Origin of the sequence: Qipengyuania xiapuensis, assembly GCF_019711395.1 — a bacterium.
Lineage (GTDB): Bacteria > Pseudomonadota > Alphaproteobacteria > Sphingomonadales > Sphingomonadaceae > Qipengyuania > Qipengyuania xiapuensis.
In genome coordinates, this window is the sequence record NZ_JAIGNL010000002.1 from 536,708 (window position 1) to 561,099 (window position 24,392).

At 64.3% G+C, this 24,392-nt stretch carries 26 protein-coding genes, 1 tRNA gene and 2 riboswitches; of the genes, 11 read left to right on the forward strand and 16 right to left on the reverse strand.

Annotated elements, in window-relative coordinates; all coding sequences use genetic code 11:
* Positions 1 to 28 precede the first annotated feature (28 nt).
* Entirely contained in the window at positions 29 to 1,150 is a 1,122-nt protein-coding gene (gene dinB / locus K3163_RS11805; protein WP_221554342.1) for a DNA polymerase IV, read from the forward strand.
* On the opposite strand, the gene K3163_RS11810 is transcribed toward dinB, so the two are convergent.
* The 4 genes from K3163_RS11810 to K3163_RS11825 all read right to left on the reverse strand — a co-directional run bounded on the left by K3163_RS11810 (position 1,147) and on the right by K3163_RS11825 (position 4,235).
* Positions 1,147 to 1,617 (reverse strand): NUDIX domain-containing protein, encoded by a 471-nt coding sequence (locus tag K3163_RS11810; RefSeq protein WP_221554343.1) that lies wholly within the window; start codon positions 1,615 to 1,617, stop codon positions 1,147 to 1,149. The two genes, dinB and K3163_RS11810, sit on opposite strands and share 4 nt — an antisense overlap.
* The gene (locus tag K3163_RS11815; protein ID WP_221427717.1) at positions 1,605 to 2,225 is read right to left on the reverse strand and encodes a 6-phosphogluconolactonase; all 621 of its coding nucleotides are present in this window, start codon (positions 2,223 to 2,225) and stop codon (positions 1,605 to 1,607) included. Before K3163_RS11815 ends, K3163_RS11810 begins: the two co-directional genes overlap by 13 nt.
* 83 nt (positions 2,226 to 2,308) lie before the next feature.
* Positions 2,309 to 2,770, reverse strand: coding sequence for a Dps family protein (locus K3163_RS11820; RefSeq protein WP_221427716.1), 462 nt, complete (start codon positions 2,768 to 2,770; stop codon positions 2,309 to 2,311).
* 142 nt (positions 2,771 to 2,912) lie between these two features.
* On the reverse strand, positions 2,913 to 4,235 hold the full coding sequence (locus K3163_RS11825; RefSeq protein ID WP_247712668.1) for an alkaline phosphatase PhoX: 1,323 nt from the start codon (positions 4,233 to 4,235) through the stop codon (positions 2,913 to 2,915).
* Positions 4,236 to 4,309: 74 nt separating this feature from the next.
* On the opposite strand from K3163_RS11825, the gene K3163_RS11830 reads away from it, so the two are divergent.
* Positions 4,310 to 5,104 (forward strand): SDR family oxidoreductase, encoded by a 795-nt coding sequence (locus tag K3163_RS11830; protein ID WP_221427714.1) that lies wholly within the window; start codon positions 4,310 to 4,312, stop codon positions 5,102 to 5,104.
* 14 nt (positions 5,105 to 5,118) lie between these two features.
* Here the strand turns inward: K3163_RS11830 and K3163_RS11835 are convergent, their stop codons facing one another.
* The 3 genes from K3163_RS11835 to K3163_RS11845 form a co-directional block, all read right to left on the reverse strand.
* On the reverse strand, positions 5,119 to 5,367 hold the full coding sequence (locus K3163_RS11835; protein ID WP_221554345.1) for a DUF6356 family protein: 249 nt from the start codon (positions 5,365 to 5,367) through the stop codon (positions 5,119 to 5,121).
* A 25-nt stretch (positions 5,368 to 5,392) separates the two neighbouring features.
* Positions 5,393 to 6,451, reverse strand: a complete 1,059-nt coding sequence (locus K3163_RS11840; protein ID WP_221427712.1) for a YeiH family protein — start codon at positions 6,449 to 6,451, stop codon at positions 5,393 to 5,395.
* 60 nt (positions 6,452 to 6,511) lie between these two features.
* A tRNA-Gly gene (locus K3163_RS11845) sits at positions 6,512 to 6,585 on the reverse strand.
* Positions 6,586 to 6,698: 113 nt separating this feature from the next.
* Between K3163_RS11845 and K3163_RS11850 the strand changes: the two genes are divergently transcribed.
* From K3163_RS11850 to K3163_RS11870, 5 genes are all read left to right on the forward strand, one after another.
* Positions 6,699 to 7,913, forward strand: a complete 1,215-nt coding sequence (locus tag K3163_RS11850) for a DUF819 family protein (RefSeq protein WP_221554346.1) — start codon at positions 6,699 to 6,701, stop codon at positions 7,911 to 7,913.
* Positions 7,914 to 8,002: 89 nt separating this feature from the next.
* Positions 8,003 to 9,496, forward strand: coding sequence for a CoA-acylating methylmalonate-semialdehyde dehydrogenase (locus tag K3163_RS11855; RefSeq protein ID WP_221554347.1), 1,494 nt, complete (start codon positions 8,003 to 8,005; stop codon positions 9,494 to 9,496).
* Between the two features lie 44 nt (positions 9,497 to 9,540).
* Positions 9,541 to 10,041 carry a hypothetical protein gene (locus K3163_RS11860; protein ID WP_221554348.1) on the forward strand — a complete coding sequence of 167 codons (501 nt, stop codon included), beginning with the start codon at positions 9,541 to 9,543 and terminating at the stop codon, positions 10,039 to 10,041.
* Positions 10,038 to 10,337 carry an I78 family peptidase inhibitor gene (locus K3163_RS11865; RefSeq protein WP_221554349.1) on the forward strand — a complete coding sequence of 100 codons (300 nt, stop codon included), beginning with the start codon at positions 10,038 to 10,040 and terminating at the stop codon, positions 10,335 to 10,337. Before K3163_RS11860 ends, K3163_RS11865 begins: the two co-directional genes overlap by 4 nt.
* On the forward strand, positions 10,334 to 10,723 hold the full coding sequence (locus tag K3163_RS11870; RefSeq protein WP_221554350.1) for a RidA family protein: 390 nt from the start codon (positions 10,334 to 10,336) through the stop codon (positions 10,721 to 10,723). The genes K3163_RS11865 and K3163_RS11870 overlap by 4 nt, the downstream gene beginning before the upstream one ends.
* Positions 10,724 to 10,741: 18 nt before the next feature.
* Here K3163_RS11870 and K3163_RS11875 read toward each other — a convergent pair whose 3' ends face one another.
* Together K3163_RS11875 and K3163_RS11880 are read right to left on the reverse strand one after the other, a co-directional pair.
* On the reverse strand, positions 10,742 to 10,939 hold the full coding sequence (locus K3163_RS11875) for a YgaP family membrane protein (protein ID WP_221554351.1): 198 nt from the start codon (positions 10,937 to 10,939) through the stop codon (positions 10,742 to 10,744).
* 78 nt (positions 10,940 to 11,017) lie between these two features.
* Positions 11,018 to 11,218 (reverse strand): hypothetical protein, encoded by a 201-nt coding sequence (locus K3163_RS11880; protein ID WP_221554352.1) that lies wholly within the window; start codon positions 11,216 to 11,218, stop codon positions 11,018 to 11,020.
* Here K3163_RS11880 and K3163_RS11885 point away from each other — a divergent pair.
* The 4 genes from K3163_RS11885 to mmsB are packed head-to-tail and all read left to right on the forward strand — an operon-like array spanning position 11,217 to position 15,106.
* Positions 11,217 to 12,362, forward strand: a complete 1,146-nt coding sequence (locus K3163_RS11885; RefSeq protein WP_221427705.1) for an acyl-CoA dehydrogenase family protein — start codon at positions 11,217 to 11,219, stop codon at positions 12,360 to 12,362. The two genes, K3163_RS11880 and K3163_RS11885, sit on opposite strands and share 2 nt — an antisense overlap.
* An 11-nt stretch (positions 12,363 to 12,373) precedes the next feature.
* Positions 12,374 to 13,420 (forward strand): enoyl-CoA hydratase/isomerase family protein, encoded by a 1,047-nt coding sequence (locus K3163_RS11890; RefSeq protein WP_221554353.1) that lies wholly within the window; start codon positions 12,374 to 12,376, stop codon positions 13,418 to 13,420.
* On the forward strand, positions 13,417 to 14,199 hold the full coding sequence (locus tag K3163_RS11895; protein ID WP_221554354.1) for an enoyl-CoA hydratase-related protein: 783 nt from the start codon (positions 13,417 to 13,419) through the stop codon (positions 14,197 to 14,199). The genes K3163_RS11890 and K3163_RS11895 overlap by 4 nt, the downstream gene beginning before the upstream one ends.
* Before the next feature lie 40 nt (positions 14,200 to 14,239).
* The gene (gene mmsB, locus K3163_RS11900) at positions 14,240 to 15,106 is read left to right on the forward strand and encodes a 3-hydroxyisobutyrate dehydrogenase (protein WP_221554355.1); all 867 of its coding nucleotides are present in this window, start codon (positions 14,240 to 14,242) and stop codon (positions 15,104 to 15,106) included.
* On the opposite strand, the gene K3163_RS11905 is transcribed toward mmsB, so the two are convergent.
* The 7 genes from K3163_RS11905 to K3163_RS11935 all read right to left on the reverse strand — a co-directional run bounded on the left by K3163_RS11905 (position 15,093) and on the right by K3163_RS11935 (position 24,391).
* Positions 15,093 to 15,827, reverse strand: a complete 735-nt coding sequence (locus tag K3163_RS11905; protein ID WP_221554356.1) for an Nmad3 family putative nucleotide modification protein — start codon at positions 15,825 to 15,827, stop codon at positions 15,093 to 15,095. The two genes, mmsB and K3163_RS11905, sit on opposite strands and share 14 nt — an antisense overlap.
* Positions 15,828 to 15,843: 16 nt before the next feature.
* The gene (gcvPB, locus tag K3163_RS11910) at positions 15,844 to 17,469 is read right to left on the reverse strand and encodes an aminomethyl-transferring glycine dehydrogenase subunit GcvPB (protein ID WP_221554357.1); all 1,626 of its coding nucleotides are present in this window, start codon (positions 17,467 to 17,469) and stop codon (positions 15,844 to 15,846) included.
* Positions 17,466 to 18,833, reverse strand: a complete 1,368-nt coding sequence (gene gcvPA, locus K3163_RS11915) for an aminomethyl-transferring glycine dehydrogenase subunit GcvPA (RefSeq protein ID WP_221554358.1) — start codon at positions 18,831 to 18,833, stop codon at positions 17,466 to 17,468. Before gcvPA ends, gcvPB begins: the two co-directional genes overlap by 4 nt.
* A gap of 33 nt (positions 18,834 to 18,866) precedes the next feature.
* A complete protein-coding gene (gene gcvH / locus K3163_RS11920) occupies positions 18,867 to 19,238 on the reverse strand; it encodes a glycine cleavage system protein GcvH (RefSeq protein WP_221554359.1) in 372 nt (123 codons plus the stop codon).
* 4 nt (positions 19,239 to 19,242) lie between these two features.
* Complete coding sequence (gcvT, locus tag K3163_RS11925) at positions 19,243 to 20,424, reverse strand: glycine cleavage system aminomethyltransferase GcvT (protein WP_247712669.1); 1,182 nt, start codon at positions 20,422 to 20,424, stop codon at positions 19,243 to 19,245.
* Positions 20,425 to 20,475: 51 nt separating this feature from the next.
* Positions 20,476 to 20,577: riboswitch (glycine riboswitch) on the reverse strand.
* Positions 20,578 to 20,673, reverse strand: a riboswitch (glycine riboswitch). It lies immediately after the preceding riboswitch.
* Positions 20,674 to 20,729: 56 nt separating this feature from the next.
* On the reverse strand, positions 20,730 to 23,345 hold the full coding sequence (gene metH / locus K3163_RS11930; protein ID WP_221554361.1) for a methionine synthase: 2,616 nt from the start codon (positions 23,343 to 23,345) through the stop codon (positions 20,730 to 20,732).
* Positions 23,345 to 24,391, reverse strand: coding sequence for a homocysteine S-methyltransferase family protein (locus K3163_RS11935; protein ID WP_221427694.1), 1,047 nt, complete (start codon positions 24,389 to 24,391; stop codon positions 23,345 to 23,347). Before K3163_RS11935 ends, metH begins: the two co-directional genes overlap by 1 nt.
* Between the last annotated feature and the right edge of the window lies 1 nt (position 24,392).

The window sequence follows — 24,392 nt, forward strand, 5'->3', positions numbered from 1 at the left end:
CGGGCCGCCCTGCCCTATCTCTGGAGGCATGAGCCTTGTGGACGACAGCGATGATGGCGAAGGCGAGGCCGACGGCCTGCGCAAGATCATCCATGTCGACATGGACGCCTTCTTCGCCAGCGTCGAACAGCGCGACAATCCAGAACTGCGCGGAAAGCCGGTCGCCGTCGGCGGATCGAGCGGGCGCGGCGTGGTCGCGGCGGCGAGCTACGAGGCCCGCAAGTTCGGTGTGCGCAGCGCGATGCCGAGCGTCACCGCCAAGCGCAAATGCCCCGACCTCATATTCTGCAAGAGCCGCTTCGACGTCTATCGCGAGGTTAGCCAGCAGATCCGCGCGATCTTCCGCCACCACACCGATCTCGTCGAGCCATTGAGCCTCGACGAGGCCTATCTCGACGTGACCGAGGACAAGCTCGGCATCGGTTCGGCGACGCGTATTGCCGAGCTCATCCGGCAGGAGATCAAGGCCAAGACGAAGCTGACGGCCAGCGCCGGGGTGAGTTACAACAAGTTTCTCGCCAAGCTCGCCAGCGACCAGAACAAGCCGGACGGACTTTGCGTGATCCGGCCCGGCCAGGGAGCGGAATTCGTCCAGTCGCTGCCCGTCAGGCGATTCCACGGCGTCGGTCCCAAGGGCGCGGAGAAGATGGCGAAGCTCGGCATCGAGACGGGCGCGGATCTCGCAGCCAAGGACATCGAGTGGCTGCGCGCGCATTTCGGCAGCTTTGCCGACTACCTCTACCGCGCGGCGCGCGGGATCGACCTGAGGCCAGTGCGCTCGAGCCGCATCCGCAAGTCGGTCGGCGGCGAGCGGACTTTCAGCCGCGACCTGTCCTCGGGCAGTGAGCTACGCGAGACGCTCGAGGACATCATCGACATCGTCTGGGGCTACATCGAGCGCGCCGAGGCGAAGGGGCGCACGGTGACGCTCAAGATGAAATACACAGACTTCCAGATTTTCAGCCGAGCCAAGACCGTCGAGCGCGCGATCGAGGACAAGGACGAGTTCGCGCAGCTGTCGCGCGCCCTGCTGGAAGAGGTGCTGCCTTTGCCCATGCCGATCCGGCTGATGGGCCTGACGCTGTCGAAACTGGAACGCGACGGAGAAGAAGAGCCCAAGCGCCCCGACGCGCAGCTGAGCCTGCTCTAGCTCTTCCGGTCCTGCCACATCTTGAGGCGCAGCCGCGTGCTGTCGGCCAGCGGCTCTGGCAGCGAGTGGGTCGGGAAGAAACGTGCTTCGACGACCTCGCGGCCGTCCGCCTCGGGCATGTCGTGCACCACGCCTTCGAAGAGGTGCCCCTTTGCCGTCGCGCCCGAGAGCGTTTCCTCGACGAGGCCGACCAGTTTGAGACCTTCGATCTCGCAGCCCGTCTCCTCGAACAGCTCGCGCCGCGCCGCATCCTCGGGACTTTCGCCCGAGCGAACACCCCCACCGGGGAAGTACCAGGCCTGCGGTCCGTAGCTGTGCCGGATCACGAGAATCTGGCCGCCCAGATCTTTCGCGATCACGCTCACACCGTCGCGCGTCCTGCCCGTCGTGCGGCGCAGGCGCTGCTGCAATTTATACCCTATTTTCAGGGCGAAACGGTGAAGCGGAGCGGGGATCAGGTGAAGCATGTGACAGGCTGTTTAGCGCCTGCCAGCAGCCGGGCAACCGGCAAATCGTTCTGCCCCGCCAGCGCCTCGTCGAAAACCGTGCGCTTGTCGTGACCGCGGATCACGAAGGCGATCTGGTCACTGTCGAGCAGCGCGGGAATCGTCAGGCTGATCCGGTCGAAAGGCGCCTCGGGCGGCAGCGGATCGGGCGTGAGGCGCAGGATGCTGCGCTCCTCGTCCACCTTGGGATCGGTGTTGGGGAAAAGCGATGCGATATGCCCGTCGGCGCCCATGCCCAGCCAGGCGAGGTGGAAATGCGGGACTTGCTCCATGATCGTGAGCGTGACGACCTCCGCGCCCGCCGGTTCGAACAGGGCGCGCAGCTTGCCGGTGTTCGAGGCCTCGTGGTCTTCGGGCACGATCCGGTCGTCGCCCGGCCAGACCACCAGCCGCGAGAAATCGAGATCGCGGGTCAGCAGTTCCTCGATGATGGGAAAGGGCGTCGAACCGCCCGGTACGGTGATGGTCACCGGACCCTCGGTACTCTCCAGCGCTTCGCCCAGCCGCGCGGCGAGCCATTCGGCGATATCGCCATTGCCCGCATTCTCGATGATCGTTGCTTCTGCCATATCCGCTCCAGTTACACGAAACCCGCCGCGGCTGAAGAGCCCCGGCGGGTCGTGAATTGCTATGCGTGTGCCGCTTGGCTCACTTACTTGCTGGTCTGGTTGAGGAACCAGATGCGCTCTTCGGCCTGATCGATCCAGTCGTCGACGATGCCGCTGGTGGCGTTGTCGCCCACGTTTTCGGCCTCCTCCTTCACCGTCCCCAGACGGTCATGGAGCTTCTTGTTGTCGTCGCGCAGTTCGGCGACCATCGCGTCGGCGGTCAGCGTGACGTCGTCCTGGTCCTTGATCTGCGTTTCCGACTGGATCGTACCGATCGAGGTGAGCGTGTACTCGTCGTTCTTGCGCACGCGCTCGCCGATATCGTCGACCGTCGCGATCAGCTGGGCGGCCTGTTCGTCGAACAGGAGGTGGAGGTCGCGAAAGCGCGGGCCTGCCACGTGCCAGTGGAAGTTCTTGGTCTTGAAATAGAGGGCCATCGTGTCTGCCAGCGCACCGTTCAGTGCAGTGACGAGACCGGATTTTGCGTTGTTGCCGAGTTCGGCCATGACATTTTTCCTTCTTGAATACCTTCACCCAACCAACGGATCGGCCGGGCAAGGGTTTCGCGAAGGGTTTCGAGCGCTGTGATCGCCCTTATCGATTAATTGCGCAGACTTGTTCGTTTATTGCGATCAATTCGCAATAGCGTCATACTGCCCACGGACCGGTGATGGCCACCGTGCGGGTCGGCGCATAGGCATTGACGAAGAACCACTTGCCGTCGGGCGAGAAACAGCCGCCCGCAAGCTCGGTCTGGAGCCGGAGCCTGCCGAAGACATGCGGCTCACCGTTAGCGGTAAGCAGGATCAGCCGGTTGTCGACGACGTCCGTATACTGGTCCTCGCACACGATGAGGTGGCCGTTCGGCCCGACGGTCAGGTTGTCACCGTAGTTGAACTGCTCCTCGCTTTCGCTTTCGAAGAACAGCTCGATCTCGTCCGTGCGCGTTCCGCGGCCCGGAATGAGGCGGAAGATCTGGCCGAGCTTCTTGGCCCCGCCACTGGTCGAACAGATGTATAGTTCGCCATCGCCCATGTGGATGCCTTCGCCGCGTGCGATGATGGCCGCGCCCTGTGCCGCTGCGCGCGTGCGCAGATCGTCTTCGGGAGCCTCGACATTGTCCATCGTGAACCACTCGACGGCCAGGCGCTCGCGCACCGGCATGGAGGGCGCCTCCCAGTTACGCGTATCGGCAAGGCCGGCGATGCGCATGGCCTGCAGCGTGCCGCCCCTCGCAAGCTCGCCCGCGACGTTCGGGATGAAGCGGTAGAGGACCGAATCCGGGCGATCTTCCGTCAGGTAGACGATGCCCGTTTCCGGATCGACGCAAGCAGCTTCGTGGTTGAAGCGGCCCATGGCCTTGAGCGGCGCGGGATTGACGAGCTTTTCGGCATCGGCGGGCACTTCGAACACCCAGCCGTGGGATTCGCCAAGCTTGTCGGGTGCGATCGATTCGGCGCCGGTGACCGCTTCCTCGCAGGTCAGCCAGCTGCCCCAGGGCGTGATACCGCCCGAACAGTTGCGGATCGTGCCGGCAAGCGAGCGGTACTCGCGCTTCTTCTCGAGCGTCGTGGCATCGAGGACCAGCGTGGTCGTGCCGCCGGGAAGCACCTTTTCGCCTGCAATCCGGTCGAAGCCTTCCGCAATGTCGCCGCCCGAGCCGTCGGTCGGGATCAGTTCGTGGTTGCGCACCAGCGCAAGCTCGCCGGTGGGAAGCGGGATGCAGCCCATGCCGTCCGCCTTGTCGGGGACGGTGCCGCCGTCGCTCATTGCATCGCCGAGGCTGGAGAGGAGCCGGTAGGAAAAGCCCTCGGGCAGGTCGAGCAGCCCCTCGGGGTCGGGAACCAGCGGGCCGTAGCCGTCGAAATTCGCAAGCGCCGGGCCTCGTGTCATGCAGCCGCTCAGGGACAGCGCGGCAAAGGCGCTGGCGGTTGCGGACAGGAACTGGCGGCGGTGCATGTCGGCTTTCATCAATCTCTCCATTGGCGACCGTGTGCTGCATGCGATAGCAGTGCGACAGGCAAAAGACAGTGGGAGAGAGTCGAATGCAACTGACCGAGGGTATGGCCGCAGTGGTAACCGGCGGCGCAAGCGGCCTTGGCAAGGCAAGCGCGAAGGCCCTGGCGGACCTTGGCCTCAAGGTGACGATCTTCGACATCGACGAGGAAGGCGGCAAGGCGCACGCAGAAGCGATCGGCGGCATTTTCGCGCGAGTCGACATCACCGACGAGACATCGGTCGTCGAAGGCTTCGACCGCGCACGCGATGCCCACGGGCAGGAGCGCGTGACCGTCCACTGCGCCATGACGAGCCGACGTGGCAAGACGCTGGGCTGGGACAAGGAAAAAGGCGGTTACAAACGCCTTCCGACAGAGGACTATGCCTTCGGCGCTGAAGGTATCCTCGTATCCTCCTATCGCATCGCCAGCCACTCGGCGCTCGGCATGGCCAACAGCGAGCCGCTGAACGAGGATGGCGAGCGTGGCTGCATCACGCTGACTGCCAGCGTCGCGGCGCAGGACGGCCAGATCGGGCAGGTGATCTACGGCAGCTGCAAGGCGGGTGTGAACGGCCTCGTGCTACCGATGGCGCGCGACCTGATGGACCTCGGCATCCGCGTGAACTCGGTGATGCCGGGCATTTTCGCGACGCCGCTCATGCTCGGGATGAAGGATCGCAATCCGCAGATGTGGGACCAGCTCAATGCCAGCGTACCGTTCCCCAAACGCCTCGGCGAGCCGGAAGAATTCGCGTCGCTGATCTGCGAGATTGCCCGCAACAGCTACATCAACGGACACCAGTTCCGCCTCGACGGCGCGATACGCATGCCGCCCAAGTAGGGTTCAATCGAACCCTAGATACACCAGTCGATCTGCTGGCCCTTGGGCGCATTGCCGTCGAAGCGGGTGCGTGCGTGGATCATCCGATCCGCCAGCGAGCGCACCGCCCGGCTGCCGGTGGTCTTGCACCAGAAGGGGAAGATGCCGTGGATGAGGCAAGCGAATCCTGCCGTGATCAGGCTCAACCCGAAACCGCCCGCCGTAGCCATGTGCTCCCAATAGCTCTCACCGACCGAATTCGGGTGGGCGGTAAACAGTTTCATGGACTTGGTACTCCAGGTTTGTTCGTCAGAGCGCCTGCGCTACCAGCAGCGCAAGGCCGAAAGCCGTAAGCGTCGATGCCACGACCGGCAGGAATGCGCGCCAGCCATAGGCGAAAATACCGGAAAGGTCAGCCTTGATCGCGGCCGAAATCACAGCGAGCAACAGGAAGAAGCTCGCCGCCGAAGCACCCCAGTCACCGACCACCTCGGGAAGCGCGACGAAGCTGTTCACTGCGACCACGGCGATGAACCCGGCGATGAACCATGGCACGCCCTGCCTCAGCGAGAAGCGCCTGCCTTCCCCTTCGGCCTTGCTGCCGAGGACGAAGGCGACGATCAGCAGCACCGGTACCAGCAGCGCGACCCGCGACAGCTTGACCACGGTGGCCACCTCGCCCGCGCCTTCGGAAACGGCAAAGCCGCCGCCGATCGCCTGCGCGACATCGTGGATCGACGCACCGACGAGGAAACCCGCCTGCGTATCGGAAAGCCCCATTGCTGCAGCAAGCGCGGGATAGGTCGCGAGTGCCAGCGCGCTTGCCAGCGTCACGCCGAGAACGGTTATGGCGAAGCCTTCCTGCCCCACCCGCTTCGAGCCGATGATGCCCCATAGCGCGAGTGCCGCAGAGATCCCGCAGATCGCGGTCGCGCCGCCCGCCAGCAGGCCCAGATGGATGTCGAGCCGCGCCAGCCGCGCTGCCAGCAATCCCGCTGCGATGACCGCAGCCATGATCGCGATGAGGCCAAGGAAGGGCAGCAGGCCGAGCGCCGTGATTTCCGACAGGGTAACCCGCAGCCCGAGCAGCACGATGCCGACGCGCAGCAGGGTTTGCGAGGCGACATCGAGACCCGGCAGCAGGCGCTCGTCGGCGCTGGCGAAATTCAGGGCGAAACCGAGCAGGAGGCCGAGCAGGATCGGCGGCGCGCCATATTGCTCGCTCAACCAGAGCGCTGCCAGCGCGGCAATGCCCACGAGCACGAGGCCCGGCAGCACCGCAGTCCACGCACGCTTCTCCGCCTGCGGGGCAAGCTGAAGCTCGCCATACAGGTCGGCCATGAAATACTGGTCGGTCTTGCCGCGCATGATCCCCTCTCATCCTCCCGCGCCAAAGAGTGCGGAGCGCAGAGGCGCATGAGGACGTCCTGGAGCGGGTAGCGGGAATCGAACCCGCGCGTCCAGCTTGGGAAGCTGGCAGGCTACCATTACATCATACCCGCAGCCCGGTGCGCCGCGAATTGCCTGTGGCCAGCACCCCGGTCAACATGGTTTTTGCGCGAAAGCGCCGCTAGACCCTCGCGCAAGGGACACAAGTAGACGGGACGCTCACCACATGATCACCGACGATCGCATCATCCTCGGCCTGCTGGCGGCATTGCTGGCCTTCGTTTTCGCCACGCGAGACCGGCCGGGCTGGAAGAAGTTCTACGTCTTCGTGCCGATCATCCTCGTCTGCTATCTCGTCCCCTCGCTCTTCGTGACCACCGGGCTGATCGACACCAGTGAAAGCCAGCTCTGGCCGATCGCCAAGGACTATTTCCTTCCCGCCGCGCTGTTCCTGATGACGCTTTCCATCGACATCAAGGGCATCCTCGGCCTCGGCAACAAGGCGATCATCATGTTCCTGACCGCGACGGTCGGGATCATCCTCGGCGGACCTTTGGCGCTATGGATCGTCGCGCAATTCGACCCCACGGTTATCGGCTCGGGCGACACTGCCGCATGGCGCGGGCTGGCGACGCTGGCGGGCAGCTGGATCGGCGGCGGCGCGAACCAGACGGCCATGCTCGAAGTATACGGCTATCCGCTCGAGGGCTTTGCCGCCCTGCTCGCGGTCGACATCATCGTGGCCGAAATCTGGATGATCTTCCTGCTTTACGGCGCCGGCGCGCATGAGCGGGTCGACAAGTGGCTCGGCGCGGACAGTTCCTCGATCACCAAGCTGCAGGACACGATGCAGGACTATTCGGACAGCATCGAGCGTGTGGCGAAGGCGAACGACTACGTGTTGCTGTTCGGCGTCGCCTTCGCGGTCGTCGGCCTGTCGCATCTGCTCGGCGGATGGCTGGGCAATTTCTTCGCCGAATTGCAGGGCGAGGATGCGACGCTGGCAAGCAGCTTCTTCTGGGTGGTCGTGGTCTCCACCACCGCGGGCCTTCTCGCCAGCTTCACCCGCGCCCGCGAACTGGAAGGCATCGGGGCGAGCAAGTTCGGCGTGCTCTTCATCTTCCTGCTGGTGGCGATCATCGGCACGCGGATGGACGTGACCAAGATCATGGACGCGCCTGCGTTCATGGCGATCGGCGCCATCTGGATGCTGTTCCACATCGTCCTGCTGCTTGTGGTCGCCAAGATCATCAAGGCGCCCTTTTTCTTCGTGGCGGTGGGAAGCAAGGCAAATGTCGGCGGCGCGGCATCCGCTCCGGTCGTGGCGGGCGCATTCCACCCCGCTCTCGCACCGGTCGGCGTGCTGCTCGCAGTGCTCGGCTACGCGCTCGGTACCTATGGCGCGATCCTATGCGCTCAGATGATGGCGGCGGTGGGATAGCCTCGGAAGACGAAGGTTTCATCTGAAACCGGTTGATTTCGGACCTCTCGCTTGCCAAGGCCGTTGGCAAGGAAAGAGAGGATTCTCCCATGCGTCAGGTTGACCATTTCATCGTCGGCGAAAGCCCGGCTCCCACCCGCAAGCACCAGATCTGGAACCCGTCGACCGGCGAGGTCCAGGCCGAAGTGGCACTGGGCGATGCCGCCCTCCTCCAGAAGGCAGTCGACGAGGCGAAGAAGGTCCAGCCTGCCTGGGCGGCGACCAACCCGCAAAAGCGCGCCCGCGTGATGTTCGAATTCAAGCGGCTGGTCGAAGCCAACAAGCAGGAGCTCGCAGAGCTGCTGTCGAGCGAGCACGGCAAGGTCGTCGACGATGCGCATGGTGACGTGCAGCGCGGCCTCGAAGTCATCGAATTCGCCTGCGGCATCCCGCAGGCACTGAAGGGCGAATACACGCAGGGCGCAGGCCCCGGCATCGACGTCTATTCGATGCGCCAGCCGCTCGGCATCGGTGCGGGCATCACCCCGTTCAACTTCCCGGCCATGATCCCGATGTGGATGTTCGGCATGGCGATTGCGGCAGGCAACGCCTTCATCCTGAAGCCGTCCGAGCGCGATCCCTCCGTGCCCGTGCGCCTCGCCGAGCTCTTCGTGGAAGCCGGCGCACCCGAAGGCCTGCTGCAAGTCGTCCACGGCGACAAGGAAATGGTCGATGCCATCCTCGACCACCCCGATATCCCGGCGATCAGCTTCGTCGGCTCCTCCGACATCGCGCAATATATCTACTCGCGCGGCTCTGCGAACGCGAAGCGCGTCCAGGCATTCGGCGGCGCGAAGAACCACGGCATCGTCATGCCCGACGCCGACCTCGACCAGGTGGTCAACGATCTTGCCGGTGCCGCTTTCGGCTCGGCCGGCGAGCGCTGCATGGCGCTGCCTGTCGTCGTCCCTGTGGGCGAGGACACAGCAGACAAGCTGCGCGAAAAGCTGATCCCCGCGATCAACGCGCTGCGCGTCGGCGTCTCGAACGATCCCGATGCGCATTACGGACCCGTCGTCACGCCCGAGCACAAGGCGCGCGTCGAAGGCTGGATCGACACGGCAGAGAATGAAGGCGCCGAAGTCGTCATCGACGGCCGCGGCTTCAGCCTGCAGGGCCACGAAAACGGCTTCTTCGTCGGCCCGACGCTGCTCGACCGCGTCACCACCGACATGGAAAGCTACAAGGAAGAGATCTTCGGCCCCGTTCTCCAGATCGTGCGCGCCAAGGATTTCGAGGACGCTGTCCGCCTGCCGAGCGAACATCAGTACGGCAATGGCGTCGCCATCTTCACCCGCAACGGCCACGCGGCACGCGAATTCGCCAGCCGCGTGAATGTCGGCATGGTCGGCATCAACGTGCCGATCCCCGTGCCCGTAAGCTATCACAGCTTCGGTGGCTGGAAGCGTTCGGGCTTCGGCGACATCGACCAGTACGGCATGGAAGGCCTTAAGTTCTGGACCAAGGCCAAGAAGGTCACCCAGCGCTGGCCCGACGGCGGCGGTGACGGATCGAACGCCTTCGTCATCCCGACCATGGGCTGAACCAGGGGCGGGATAGGAACAGCAGGAGGAGCGTTGGGGTGGGTATGAAACAAATCACCCTCCTGCGCTCCGCCCTTCCCCTCGCCTTGCTCACGCTCGCGGCTTGCGCCGAACCGATCGAGGAGCAGCCCGACACCGAAGAAACCGCCATCCCCGTCGAACCCGACGGTGGCATCGGCGACGGAGCGGAGCCCCTCCCCGAAATCCTAGGCAAGGACATCCCGCGCGGACTCCACGGACGGTGGGGACTGGTCCCTGCCGACTGCACCAGCACTCGCGGGCACGCCAAGGGACTGATCGACATCGATGCCGAGGGCATCAAGTTCTATGAATCGCGCGCGGTCGTGGACGAGGTCGAGGCCAAGGAAGCCACGATGATCAAGGCCAGCTTCGCCTTTTCGGGCGAAGGGCAGGAGTGGACGCGCGACATGGAATGGCGCTTGTCGGATGACGGCATGCAGCTGACCCGCTCGGAATCGGGAGATGAAGCCATTCCCGATCCGCTGACCTATACCAAGTGCGAAGCTGAAGGAGAGGCATCATGAAATCGGCCCTATTGACCTTATTCGCCCTGCCGCTCGCCGCCTGCACCACGGCCTATGCCGGCAGCGAAGCGCCTGCAGCCCCGGCCGCTGGCGGCACCTGCGATGCAGCCCCCGCCCAGTACCATATCGGCCATGACGCAACCGCTGAAATGGGTGCTGCGATCATGAAGGATACGGGCGCACAGACGCTGCGTTGGGGTCCGCCCGACTCGGTCTGGACGATGGACTACCGCGTCGAACGCGTGAACGTGCGCTACGACCGCGAGATGAAAATCACCGAGATCACCTGCGGGTGAGCGAGCGTCGGCGCACCACCAGCGGCTCGCCATTCGAGGAGCAGTTCGGTTTTTGCCGTGCCATTCGCGAAGGCAACCGCATCATCGTAGCAGGCACCGGCCCGATCGAGCCCGACGGATCCTCCACACAGGGCGACGCCGCCGCACAGGCCGCGCGCTGCTGCGAGCTGATAGTCGCGGCGATCAAGGATCTCGGAGGCAGCGCGGAGGATGTCGTGCGCACCCGCATGTTCCTCACTGATTTCGACGACCAGGCAGCCGTGGGCGCAGTCCACGCACGCTTTTTCGGCGCGGCGAAACCGGCCGCGACAATGGTCGGCGCACCATGGCTTTGCCGCAAGGAATGGAAGGTCGAAATCGAAGCCGAAGCGATTGTTCCCGGCTAGCGGTCCGACCGGCCAGCTCTATTTCCGCGTGCTGATCCCGAACGGAAGGTAGGCGGGGCAAACCGATACCATGCTCGTCACGACGAATATCGCCGCAACCACGTAGGCCGCGATGGCGAAGACTCCGCCGATGGTGCCGGTCGCCGCAAGCGCGATCAGAACTACCGCCGCGATAAGGCGAACTGTCTTGTCGAGCGATCCCATATTCTTCGTCATGATCATTCTCCGTCTGCAAGGCGCAGATGCTTCTCCGAGGCGGATTTTCGCTCGGAAGTCACTGCAGCCTCGTGATCCCTAGGCTTTCTGGGTAGAGAGGCATTGATCTGGGTCAATTTCAGCCGACGGCAGGCGAAAATCGGGGCGGTAATATTGCGCGTCCTTGCGGGGCCATTCGGCAAGGAATGGAAAGTCGAAATCGAGGCCGAAGCAATCGTTCAGGCCTAGGCGCTCGCGCCCCTTCACTTGCCCGCCGGAGAGGTCTAGAGCGCTGGCCATGACAGGACAATTCCAGCTTACCGAAGAGCAGCTCGCCATCCAGGAAATGGCGCAGCGTTTCACCGCCGACAACATCACGCCGCACGCAGGCGAATGGGACGAGAAGAGCCACTTCCCGCGCGACGTGATCAAGAGCACCGCCGAACTGGGCTTCGGGGCGATCTACGTCTCCGAAGAAAGCGGCGGTATCGGTCTCGGCCGTTTGGAAGCCGCGCTGATCATGGAAGCCATGGCCTATGGCTGCCCGACCACCAGCGCTTTCATCTCGATCCACAACATGGCCAGCTGGATGATCGACCAGTTCGGCAGCCAAGACGTGAAGGACCGCTACCTTCCCGACCTCGTCTCCATGGAAAAGATCGCCAGCTACTGCCTCACCGAACCGGGCAGCGGCTCGGATGCGGCAGGCCTCAAGACCAACGCGGTGCTCGACGGCGACCACTATGTCCTCAACGGCACCAAGCAGTTCATCTCGGGCGGCGGCGTCAACGATGTCTACGTAACCATGGTCCGCACTTCCGAGCACAAGACCAAGGGCATCACCTGCCTCGTGATCGACAAGGACACGCCAGGCGTTTCCTTCGGCAAGCCGGAAAAGAAGCTCGGCTGGAACGCCTCCCCCACCGCGCAGGTGATCTTCGAGGATGCGCGCGTGCCCGTCGCCAACCGCGTCGGTGACGAAGGCGAAGGCTTCCGTTTTGCGATGATGGGTCTCGACGGCGGCCGTCTCAATATCGGCGCCTGTTCGCTCGGCGGCGCTCAGCGTTGTCTCGACGAAGCGGTGGCCTACACCAAGGACCGCAAGCAGTTCGACACGCCCATCGCCGACTTCCAGAACACGCAGTTCATGCTCGCCGACATGGCGACCGATCTCGAGGCTGCGCGCGCGCTGCTCTACCTCGCAGCGGCCAAGGTGACCGACAATGCGCCCGACAAGTCGCGCTTCTCGGCGATGGCCAAGCGCCTTGCGACCGACAACGGCTCCAAGATCGTCAACGACGCGCTGCAGCTGTTCGGTGGCTATGGCTACCTCAAGGAATATCCGATCGAGCGCTTCTGGCGCGACCTGCGCGTCCACTCGATCCTCGAAGGCACGAACCAGGTCATGCGCATGATCGTGGGCCGCGATTTGCTGCGCCAGTAAGGACCGGCACGATGACCGATGAAGTAAACATCCATACCCATGGCCGCACCGGCCATATCTCGCTCAACCGTCCCAAGGCCCTGCACTCGCTTACGCTCGACATGTGTCACGCGATGAGCAAGGCGCTCTCCGGCTGGGCAGGCGACGATGCGGTCGAGGCAGTGATCCTCGACCATGCGGAGGGCCGCGGCTTCTGCGCGGGCGGCGACATCAACCTGTTGCGCAATTCCGCCCTCAACGACGGCGGAAAGAGCGGACGCGCCTTCTTCCACGACGAGTACCAGCTCAACCACCAGATGATGACCTATGACAAGCCGATCGTGGCTTTCATGGACGGCATCACCATGGGTGGCGGCGTGGGCATTGCCCTGCCCTGCAAGTACCGCGTCGCTACCGAGCACACGCGTTTCGCCATGCCGGAAACGGGCATCGGCCTCTTCCCGGATGTGGGTGGCGGCTGGCACCTGTCGCGCCTTGGTGGCCGCCTCGGCCAGTTCCTCGCGCTGACCGGCGCGCGGCTCGACGGTGCGGAATGCGTCTGGACGGGTATCGCCACGCACTACCTGCCGAGCGAGAAGCTCGCCGAAGCCAAGGCGCGCATCACCGAGCATCCCGACCGTATTTCAGGCATTCTGTCAGAACTCTCGGAAACGCCTCCAGCGGCGCGGATCGAGGGCAATGCCGATCTCATCAAGAAGCACTTCGCCTCCGACCGCTACGAGGACATCCTCGCCAGCCTCGAGGCCGACGACAGCGAGTGGGCAGCCAAGGAACTTGCCACGCTGCGCACCAAGAGCCCGCAGACCTGCAAGGTCGCGCTTCGCCAGCTCAGCGAGAGCGAGAAGCTCGACAGCTTCGCCGACAACATGGTCATGGAATACCGCATCGCATCGCGCGTCCTGACCCGCCCCGACTTTGCCGAGGGCGTGCGCGCAGTGATCGTGGACAAGACGAACGACCCGAAATGGGATCCGGCAACGCCCGAGGGCGTGAGCGAGGAGCTGATCGACAGCATCTTCGCCCCGCTTCCCGCAGACGAGGAATGGAAACCGCTATGAGTTACGAGACCATCACCGTCGAACAGCGTGATGCCGTCACGCTGATCACGCTCAACCGCCCAAAGGCGCTCAATGCTCTCAACAGCAAGGTGCTCGAAGAACTGATCGAGGCTTTCGCGGCATACCAGGCCGACAGCAGTCAGCTGTGCGCGGTCCTGACCGGATCCGGCGACAAGGCCTTTGCCGCCGGCGCCGACATCAAGGAAATGAGCGAGAAGGCGGCGGCAGACTTCTATCTCGACGATTTCTTTGCCCCTTGGACCAGCGAGATCGTCAAGAAGACCCGCAAGCCCTGGATCGCCGCGGTCAACGGCTTCGCGCTCGGCGGCGGATGTGAGCTTGCCATGATGGCCGACTTCATCATCGCATCGGAAAACGCCAAGTTCGGCCAGCCCGAAATCAAGCTGGGCGTTGCGCCCGGCATGGGCGGATCGCAGCGCCTGACCAAGGCGATCGGCAAGTCCAAGGCCATGGAAATGTGCCTGACAGGCCGCATGATGGGCGCCGAGGAAGCCGAACGCAGCAATCTCGTCGCGCGCGTCGTTGCCCATGAGAGCCTGCTCGACGAAGCCCTGAAGACCGCCGCGCAGATCGCCTCGATGCCCCCGATGGCAGCGATCGCGAACAAGGAAATGGTCAACGCCGCCTTCGAAACCAGCCTCGACCAGGGCCTGATCATCGAGCGCCGCATCTTCCAGATCCTCACCGCGAGCGAGGACAAGAAGGAAGGCATGGCCGCCTTCGTCGAGAAGCGTGAGGGCAAGTGGAAGGGACGCTGAGCCTTTCCCTCAAGACCATAAGAATACGCGGAGAGAGAACATGAAAATCGCCTTCATCGGCCTCGGCAACATGGGCGGCGGGATGGCCGCGAACCTCGTGAAGGCGGGGCATGAGGTCAACGCCTTCGACCTATCGGATGAAGCGCTGGCGACGGCCAGGGACAACGGCTGCGCGACCTTTACCGACGCAGCCGAAGCCGTGCAGGGCGTCGATGGCGTTGTGACCATGCTCCCCAATGGCGGGATCGTGAAATCGGTTTACGAGGGCAGCGTAATCGGCAAGGCCCCCGAAGGCGCAGTCCTGCTCGACTGCTCGACCATCGACGTGGCGACCGCGAAGGAGGTGATCGCGAAGGCCGAGGCGGCTGGATACGACATGGTCGACGCACCCGTCTCGGGCGGGATCGCGGCGGCAAACGGCGGCACGCTCACCTTCATGGTCGGCGGCACCGACAAGGCCTTCAAGCGCGCCGAGGAAGTGCTGAACGCCATGGGCAAGGCGGTGATCCACGCCGGTGACGCTGGCGCGGGACAGACCGCCAAGATCTGCAACAACATGCTGCTCGCCATCACCATGATCGGCACGACCGAGGCGATGAAGATGGCCGAAAAACTCGGCCTTGACCCGCAGAAATTCTACGAGATCAGCTCACAGTCATCGGGCTACTGCTGGCCGCTCAATGCCTATACGCCGATGCCCGGCGTGGGCGTCGAAAGCCCGGCGGACAATGACTACAAGGGCGGCTTTGCCACCGCGCTGATGCTCAAGGACCTTCGCTTGGCCATGGAGGCAGCGGGCAGCGTCGACGCCAAGACCGCGCTCGGCAAGCATGCCACCGAAATCTACGAGGCTTTCGCCGAGGAAAACGGCGGCCTCGACTTTTCGGCGGTAATCAAGACGCTCTGAGTTCGCCGAGCACCGCTGCGAGCCAGTCGCGCGGGGCCTTGCGCCGACCAATGTCGGCGACGAATTCCTGTCCGCGTGCGACGCTCCTGAGCCGGCCGCCACGCAGCCAGCGATCCGCGCGGTCGTGGTAGGATAGCCCGCCATTTTTCAACCAATCGGGCCGCTCCCAAAGCGAGGGCGGACCACCCGGAACGGTGAGGCGAAGCGTCTCGCTCGCCCGCCGCGCAGTGCCGCCCGGCCCCACGTAGATGCAGTCGTTGGAGCCGTGCATTTCGAGCGCATGCGGATGGGCGTGAGCCGCCAGATCGGCACGCTCTTCCTCTGCACACTCCGCGAGATGGACCATGCGCTCCACCTCCATCCAGCCGAAAATGCGGTGGTGCGGCTCGCCGCTGTCCTCCTCGCGGAAGAGCCCGAAGAACAGGAACACATCGCCCTCGCGCACGCCTTGGTTGGCGAGATGCGTTTGCGCTGCCCCGACCTGTCCGAACAGGCAGGTGCCGTCCTCGAGAAACATGGGGTCGTGATGGCAGAAGTCGCCCGCACCCAGCCTGCCGCGACTGGAGAGCGATGCATGTTCGCCCAGAGCCAGATCGCCATAGGTCGTCCGCGAGGCCGCGCCCGCCGGGATCGGCAGGCTCAGCGGCCTGCCGCCCACGATCGGCGACGGACCTCCGCCCGCCGCACTGTCGAAGCCCTTGCGGCTGAAGATTATCCTCATGGCCGCGGGCGGGCGGTCAACGTCCGCCCTGCTCGCTCATCGTCGGCTCGCCAGCGGGAGGATTGGGCTCTTCCCAGGCGAGGATCGGCTTGCGCGCGGCCAGCGTCTCGTCGAGACGGCGGCGCGGCGCATAATGCGGCGCGGTCTTGAGCGTCTCGTCGCCGGCCTTGGCGCGCTCGGCCACGCTGCGTAGCGCCATGATGAACTGGTCCAGCGCCGCCTTGCTCTCGGTTTCGGTCGGCTCGACCAGCATCGCGCCATGCACCACCAGCGGGAAGTACATGGTCATCGGGTGATAGCCCTCGTCGATCAGCGCCTTGGCGAGATCGAGCGTCGAGATGTCCTCGGCAAACCCCTTATCGCTGAACAGCGCCTCGTGCATGCAGGGGCCGCTGTGGCCGAAGGGTGCATCGAGCACGTCGTCGAGGCTGCGCAGGACGTAGTTGGCGTTGAGCACAGCGTCCTCGGCGACCTGGCGCAGGCCGTCGGCACCGTGGCTGAGGATGTAGCTCAGCGCGCGGGTGAACATGCCCATCTGCCCGTGGAAGGCGGTCATGCGGCCGAAGCTCTGCATCTTGCCGCCGAAATGCGCCTCGGAGAACGCATCCGCGTCCTCTTCCTCGATCAGGTGGACAACGCCGTCCTTGGTACGCGCGGTGTAGGGCAGCGGACCGAAGGGGCTGAGCGCTTCGGACAGCACCACCGGGCCGGAGCCCGGACCGCCACCGCCGTGCGGGGTGGAGAAGGTCTTGTGCAGGTTGATGTGCATCGCATCGACGCCGAGGTCGCCCGGGCGGACCTTGCCGACGATGGCGTTGAAGTTCGCGCCGTCGCAATAGACGAAACCGCCCGCCTCGTGGACCGCGTCGGAGATTTCCTTGAGGTCGCGCTCGAACAGGCCGAGCGTCGAGGGGTTGGTGATCATCACGCCCGCGACATCGGGGCCGAGGCGGCTCTTGAGCGCATCGAGATCGACGCGCCCGTCCGAATTGGCCGGGATGTCCTCGATCTTGTAGCCCGCGAAGGCTGCCGTGGCGGGGTTGGTGCCGTGGGCGCTTTCCGGAACGAGGATGACCTCGCGCGCATCGCCGCGCGCTTCGAGGGCGGCGCGGATACAGAGGATGCCGCAAAGCTCGCCATGCGCGCCCGCCTTGGGGCTCATCGCGACGCCATGCATGCCGGTGAGATCGATCAGCCAATGCGCCAGCTCGTTCATGACTTCCAGCGCACCGCGCACGGTGTCGACCGGCTGCAGCGGGTGCACGTCGGCGAAGCCGGGCATGCGCGCGACCTTCTCGTTCAGGCGCGGGTTGTGCTTCATCGTGCACGAACCAAGCGGAAAGAGGCCGAGGTCGATCGCGTAGTTCTGGCGGCTGAGACGCGTGTAGTGGCGCACGGTCTCGGGCTCGGAGAGACCCGGAATGCCGATCTTCTCGCTGCGATCGAGCCCGCCGAGACGGTTCGCGCCGCCGGTCGGTTCGGGCAAGTCGACGCCGGTGGTCTCAGTATTGCCGATTTCGAAGATCAGCGGTTCCTCGAGCATCAGCGCGCGGTTTCCGGTGACGGTGTCGGGGCCAGCCATCGCATTGTGATCCTGCACGGGGGTGCCGGGCTTCCAGCCGGATGCGTTGGGCGCGTTCATGACAGCACCTCCTTCAGCGCGGAGACAAGCGTTTCGATGTCCTCCTCGGTGGTGGTCTCGGTCACCGCGACGATCAGTCCGTCGGACAGTTCGTCATGCTGCGGATAGAGCCGTCCGAGCGATACGCCGGCGAGGACGTTCTGCTTTGCCAGCTTGCGCACCACGGCGCGGGCATCGGTGCCCAGGCGGATGGTGAACTCGTTGAAGAAGGCATCGTTGAGCACGCTCACGCCCGGCACTTCGGCGAGCTTGTCGGCGGCGATGCAGGCAAGGCGGTGGTTCTCCATCGCGAGGTTACGCAGGCCCTTTTCGCCGAGCAGAGTCATGTGGACGCTGAAGGCCAGCGCGCAGAGGCCTGAGTTGGTGCAGATGTTCGATGTCGCCTTTTCGCGGCGGATATGCTGCTCGCGCGTGGAGAGCGTCAGCACGTAGCCGCGCTTGCCCTCGGCGTCCTGCGTCTCACCGCAGAGGCGGCCCGGCATCATGCGAACGTGCTTGGGATCGCGCACGGCGAAGAGGCCGAGGTAGGGCCCGCCGAACTGCAAGCCGACGCCGATCGACTGGCCTTCGCCCACGACGATGTCCGCGCCCATTTCGCCGGGCGACTTGATCGCGCCGAGCGCCACCGGCTCGGTGTTGACGACGATCAGCAGCGCGCCCTTCTCATGCGCGGCGTCGGCGACCGGCTGGAGGTCGTTCACGCGGCCGAGGATGTCGGGATATTGCACCACGACGCAGCTCGTGTTGTCGTCGATCCGCGAGATCAGTCCGTCGGTGTCAGGCGAGGCCTGCATGGCGGGCTTGGCGTGCGCGATCTCGTCATCGGTGAACTTCGCCATGGTCTTCACGACCTCGGCGTAATGCGGGTGCAGCGCGCCCGAGAGCACGACCTTGCGCTTCTTGCCGCGAGCAATGCGGCTCGCCATCGCAACTGCTTCCCAGCAGGCGGTCGAGCCGTCGTACATGCTCGCATTGGCCACCGCGCAACCATAGAGATGCGCGACCTGGCTCTGGAACTCGAACAGCATCTGCAGCGTGCCCTGCGCGATTTCCGGCTGGTAGGGCGTGTAGGCGGTCAGGAACTCGCCGCGCTGGATGATGTGGTCGACGCTCGCCGGGACATGATGCTTGTAGGCACCCGCACCGAGGAAGAAGGCCGCGTCGGACGCCGCGAGGTTCTTCTTCGACAGCGTGCGCATATGCTTTTCGACCGCCATTTCGCTGGCGTGCATCGGCAGGCCGTGGATCGGGCCGTCGAGCCGCGCCTCTTCGGGCACATCGACGAACAGCGCATCGACGTTAGGCGCGCCGATCTTTTCAAGCATCGCCGAACGGTCGGCATCGGTAAGCGGCAAGTAACGCATCAAATTCCTCGTCAGTCCTCGAGGGTGTTCAGGTCAAAGCCCGTCGCAGAAGCTCTTGTAGGCCTTGTCGTCCATCAGCCCTTCCATTTCGGACTTGTCGGACACGGTCATCTTGAAGAACCAGCCGTCTTCCTCGGGCGAGGAATTGACCAGCGCGGGGTCGTCTTCGAGGCCATCGTTCACTTCGACCACTTCGCCCGAGAGCGGGGCGTAGACGTCGCTGGCTGCCTTGACGCTTTCGACCACGGCGGCGTCCTTGCCCTTTTCGACCATGGTGCCGATTTCGGGCAGTTCGACGAAGACGATGTCGCCCAACTGGCCTTGTGCGTAATCGGTGATGCCGACCGTGGCGGTGTCGCCTTCAAGGTCGATCCATTCGTGTTCGTCGGTGAAGTAGCGAGCCATTCGATCAATTTCCCCTGTGATAGCGGTGTGGGACGAAGGGCATGCTGGTGACCTTCGCGGGCAGTCTCTTCTTACGAACCTCGACTTCGAGTTCGGTTCCCTCTTCAGCGAGATTGGTGTCGATGTAAGCCATGGCGATCGGGCGCTCGAGCGTGGGCGAGAAGCCCCCGCTGGTCACGCGGCCGACCTGCTTGTCGCCCGAATAGACGAGCGCGCCTTCGCGGGCGGGCATGCGGCCTTCGATGTCGAGACCGATGCGCTTTTGCGCAGGGCCGTCGGCTAGCACCTTTGCGACTGCCTCATGCCCCATCCAGCCGCCTTCCTCGCGGCGCTTCTTGGTCAGCGCGAAGAGCAGGTCGGCGGAGACCGGGTCGGTTTCCTCGGTAATGTCGTGGCCATAGAGCGGCAGGCCCGCTTCGAGGCGTAGGCTGTCGCGCGCGCCGAGGCCGATCGGGCGCACCTCGATTTCGGCGCAGAGCCGGTCGGCGAGGCTGGCGGCGAATTCGGCGGGGATCGAAATCTCGAACCCGTCCTCGCCGGTATAGCCCGAGCGGGTGATGCGCAGCGGCCATTCGCCGAAATCATGCGTGACCGAATCCATGAAAATCATGTCGTCGATCACGTTGCGCATGACGCGGTTCAGCGCGGTCGCGGCGTTGGGACCCTGCAGTGCAAGCAGCGCGTGCTCGTCCATGTGGGTGAGCGTGACATCGTCGTCGAGATGCTCGCGAAGATGGGCGATATCGTCCCACTTCATCGCGCCGTTGACGACGAGGTAATAGGTAGGCTCGCCCCAGTGGCCTTCGGTGCCTGCTTCCTCGTCGGCCTCGATCCAGGGGGTGGCATTGGTGACCATCAAATCGTCGAGAATGCCGCCGTCCTCGGCCATCAGCAGCGAATAGCGCGTGCGACCGGGCTTCAGCGAGGCGATCGCGCCGGGCAGGAGCTTTTCGAGTTCTTCGGCAGCCTTCTCGCCGCTGACCAGCAACTGGCCCATGTGGCTGACGTCGAAGAGGCCTGCCTGTTCGCGAGTCCAGTTGTGTTCGGCGACGATGCCTTCGTACTGGATCGGCATGTGATAGCCGGCGAAGGGCACCATGCGCGCGCCCTTGCGGCGATGCCAGTCGTCGAGCGGCAGCGTGCCGGTCTCTTCGATATGCTCGTCGGTGTCGATTTCTTCGCTCAAGTCCCGTCCTTCAAAAGCATGGGTGCGCCCTCGGCGGGCGCAACAACAACCCATGCCCCCTCTGTCGGGAAACCTGAGAGACTGACGTGCGGATGAGCACGCTTACCCCTTCGGTGGCTGCCGCAAGTGCGGAAGCGCTTTCCAGAGTGTCGATGGCGGCGCACGGTCCATCTGCCTGAGAGTTTCCGGGGCGGTTGCTCCTTCGGCGTCGGGCGGCAGTCACAGCCCGAACTCTCCCGTGCGCGCCCGCCGCAGAATCGCTTCTGCAGCCGACAATTCAGCCCTGCGCGAACATGCGCGCCGGGTCAATCCAGATTGGGCCTGAGCCAACGCTCGGCCGTTGCAATATCCACACCGCGGCGCGCGGCGTAGTCTTCGAGCTGGTCGCGGCCGATCCGCGCCACGCCGAAATACTCCGCTTCCGGGTGTCCGAAATAGAATCCACTGACCGCCGCGGTGGGGTACATGGCGAAGTTCTCGGTCAGGGTGAGGCCGGCATTCGCAGGCGCGTCGAGCAGGTCGAAGAGGATCGGCTTGAGGCTGTGATCGGGGCACGCGGGATAGCCCGGCGCCGGGCGGATACCGCGGTATTCCTCCTTGATCAGCGCCTCGTTGGTGAGCTGCTCCTGCGGCGCATAGCCCCATAGGTCGGTGCGCACATGCTGGTGCAGCCGCTCGGCGAAGGCTTCCGCGAAGCGATCGGCGAGCGCCTTCAGGAGGATGTCGGAGTAATCGTCCTTGTCCTCGAGGAAGCGCTTCGAATGCTCCTCGATCCCATGGATCCCGACGGCAAAGCCGCCGATCCAGTCGCCCGCCGGATCGATGAAGTCGGCAAGGCACATGTTCGCACGGTCGCGGCTCTTCTTCACCTGCTGGCGCAGGAAGGGGAGCACGGTATGCGCCTCGCCGCCATTCCCGTGGATCGTCACATCGTCGCCGTCACGCGCGCAGGGCCAGAAACCGGCGACGCCCTTCGCGGTCAGCCACTTGTTCGCGATGATCCGGTCGAGCATCGCATCGGCATCGGCCTTCAGCTGCTGTGCGGTCTCGCCCACCACCTCGTCATCGAGGATTTTCGGATAGGTGCCGTGCAGCTCCCAGGCGCGGAAGAAGGGCGTCCAGTCGATGTAATCGCGGAGGTCGGCGAGCGACCAGTCGTCGAACACATGAATGCCGGGCTTCAGTGGCGGGGCAGCCTTGTCGGAAAGATAGGCGTCGAAGAAGTTCGCGCGCGCCTCGTCGATGCTGAGGAGCACGCTCTGCGACTTGCCCTCGCGCGCCTCGCGCACCTTCACATATTCGCCCGCCGTGTCGGAGACGAATTCGTCGCGCTGCGTGTCGGACAGCAGGCGACTGGCCACGCCCACCGCTCGGCTTGCGTCGAGGACATGGATGACTGGACCTTCGTACGCCGGGTCGATGCGCAGCGCGGTGTGGACCTTGCTCGTCGTCGCCCCGCCGATGAGGAGCGGCATGGTCATCTTCGCGTTCTGCATCTCCTCGGCCACCGTCACCATCTCGTCGAGCGAGGGAGTGATGAGGCCGGAGAGGCCGATCATGTCGGCATTGTTCTCGTTCGCCGCCTGGAGAATCTGCGACCACGGCACCATGACGCCGAGATCGACCACTTCGTATCCGTTACACTGTAGCACCACGCCGACTATGTTCTTGCCGATGTCGTGCACATCGCCCTTCACCGTCGCCATGATGATCACGCCCTTGGCCTTGGCGCCTTCTTCCTTCTCGGCCTCGATAAAGGGGATCAGGTGGGCGACCGCCTTCTTCATGACGCGCGCCGATTTCACCACCTGCGGCAGGAACATCTTGCCGCTGCCGAAGAGGTCGCCGACGACGTTCATGCCGTCCATCAGTGGGCCTTCGATCACTTCGATCGGGCGGCCACCGGCGGCCGCGACAAGCTCGCGCGCTTCCTCGGTATCGGCGACGACATGCGCATCGATGCCTTTTACGAGCGCGTGTTCGAGCCGCTTCTTCACGTCCCAGCCGCGCCATTCCTCGGCGGCTTTCTCGTCCGCAGCAGACTTGCCCTTGTAGCTTTCTGCGAGGTCGATCAGCCGCTCGGTCGCATCATCGCGGCGCATGAGGATCACGTCCTCGCAAGCCTCGCGCAGCTGCGGGTCGATCTGGTCGTAGACATCGAGCTGACCAGCGTTGACGATCGCCATGTCGAGCCCGGCGGGGATCGCGTGGTAGAGGAAGACCGAGTGCATCGCGCGGCGCACGGTCTCGTTGCCGCGGAAGCTGAAGGAGAGGTTCGACAGGCCTCCGCTCGTCTTGACGAGCGGGCAGCGCTGCTTGATCTCGGCCACCGCCTCAATGAAGTCGAGACCGTAGCGGTCATGCTCCTCGATACCCGTCGCCACGGCGAAGATGTTGGGGTCGAAAATGATATCCTCGGGCGGGAAGCCGATGCCCGTCAGCAGGTCGTATGCGCGGCTGCAGATCTCTACCTTGCGGTCCTTCGTGTCAGCCTGTCCGGTCTCGTCAAAGGCCATGACGACCACGGCAGCGCCGTAATCCATGCACTTGCGCGCCTGTTCGAGAAACTGCTCCTCGCCTTCCTTCATGCTGATCGAATTGACGATCGGCTTACCCGAGACGCACTTGAGGCCCGCCTCGATCACGTCCCATTTCGAGCTGTCGATCATCACCGGAACGCGCGCGATGTCGGGTTCGGCGGCGATCAGCTTGAGAAAGGTGGTCATCGCCTTTTCGGCGTCGAGCAGGCCCTCGTCCATATTGACGTCGATCACCTGCGCGCCGTTTTCCACCTGATCGCGCGCGACCTCCACGGCGGTCTCGTAGTCGTCCGACAGGATCAGCTTCTTGAACCGGGCAGAGCCGGTCACATTGGTGCGTTCGCCGATGTTGACGAAACGGGCGGTAGTGAGGTCACTCATCAGGCAGCAATCGTAAAGGGTTCGAGGCCGGCAAGGCGCATGTCGGGAGCGGTTTCAGGCAGCTTGCGGGGGGCAACGCCCTCGACCGCCCTGGCCATCGCGGCGATGTGGTCGGGGGTCGAGCCGCAGCAGCCGCCAAGCGCATTGATGCGGCCATTGTCGGCCCATACCTTGGTCAGTGCCGCGGTCGTGTCGGGCAGCTCGTCATATTCGCCGAGGTCATTGGGCAGTCCCGCATTGGGATAGGCCATCAGGTAGGTATCGGCGATGTCCGAGAGGATCTGGACATGCGGGCGCAACTGCTCTGCACCGAAGCTGCAATTGAGCCCCATGGTCAGCGGCTTGGCGTGGCGCACCGTGTGCCAGAACGCTTCGACAGTGTGGCCCGACAGGTTGCGCCCCGAGAGGTCGGTCAGTGTCAGCGAGATCATCAGCGGGATGTCGCGATCGAGTTCGCGCTCGAGCTGCTTCACCGCCATGATCGCTGCCTTGCAGTTGAGCGTGTCGAAGACCGTCTCGATCAGGATGAAATCCGCCCCGCCCTCGATCAGTCCGCGCGCCTGCTCGACATAGACCTCGACGATCTCGTCGAAGGTCACTTCGCGAAAGCCCGGGTCCTCGACATCGGGCGAGAGCGAGAGCGTCTTGTTGGTCGGCCCCATCGCGCCGGCCACGAAACGCGGCACTCCGTCCTTCGCGGTGGCCTCGTCGACCGCCTCGCGGATGATCTTCGCGGCCGAAACGTTGATCTCGTGCACGAGATGCTCTGCCGAATAGTCGGCCTGGCTGATGCGGTTGGCGTTGAAGGTGTTGGTCGCAAGGATATGCGCGCCGGCAGCGATATAGCTGTCGCAGATCGCGCGAATGACCTGCGGCTGGGTCAGGTTGACGAGGTCGTTATTGCCCTTCTGGTCGGCCTCGAGACCGGTGTCGCCCGCATAGTCTTCCGGCGCGAGCTTGGCGCGCTGGATCTCGGTGCCATAGGGACCGTCCTTGATCAGGATGCGCTGGGCTGCAGCGGCCTTGAATTCTTCGCGTTTCGACATG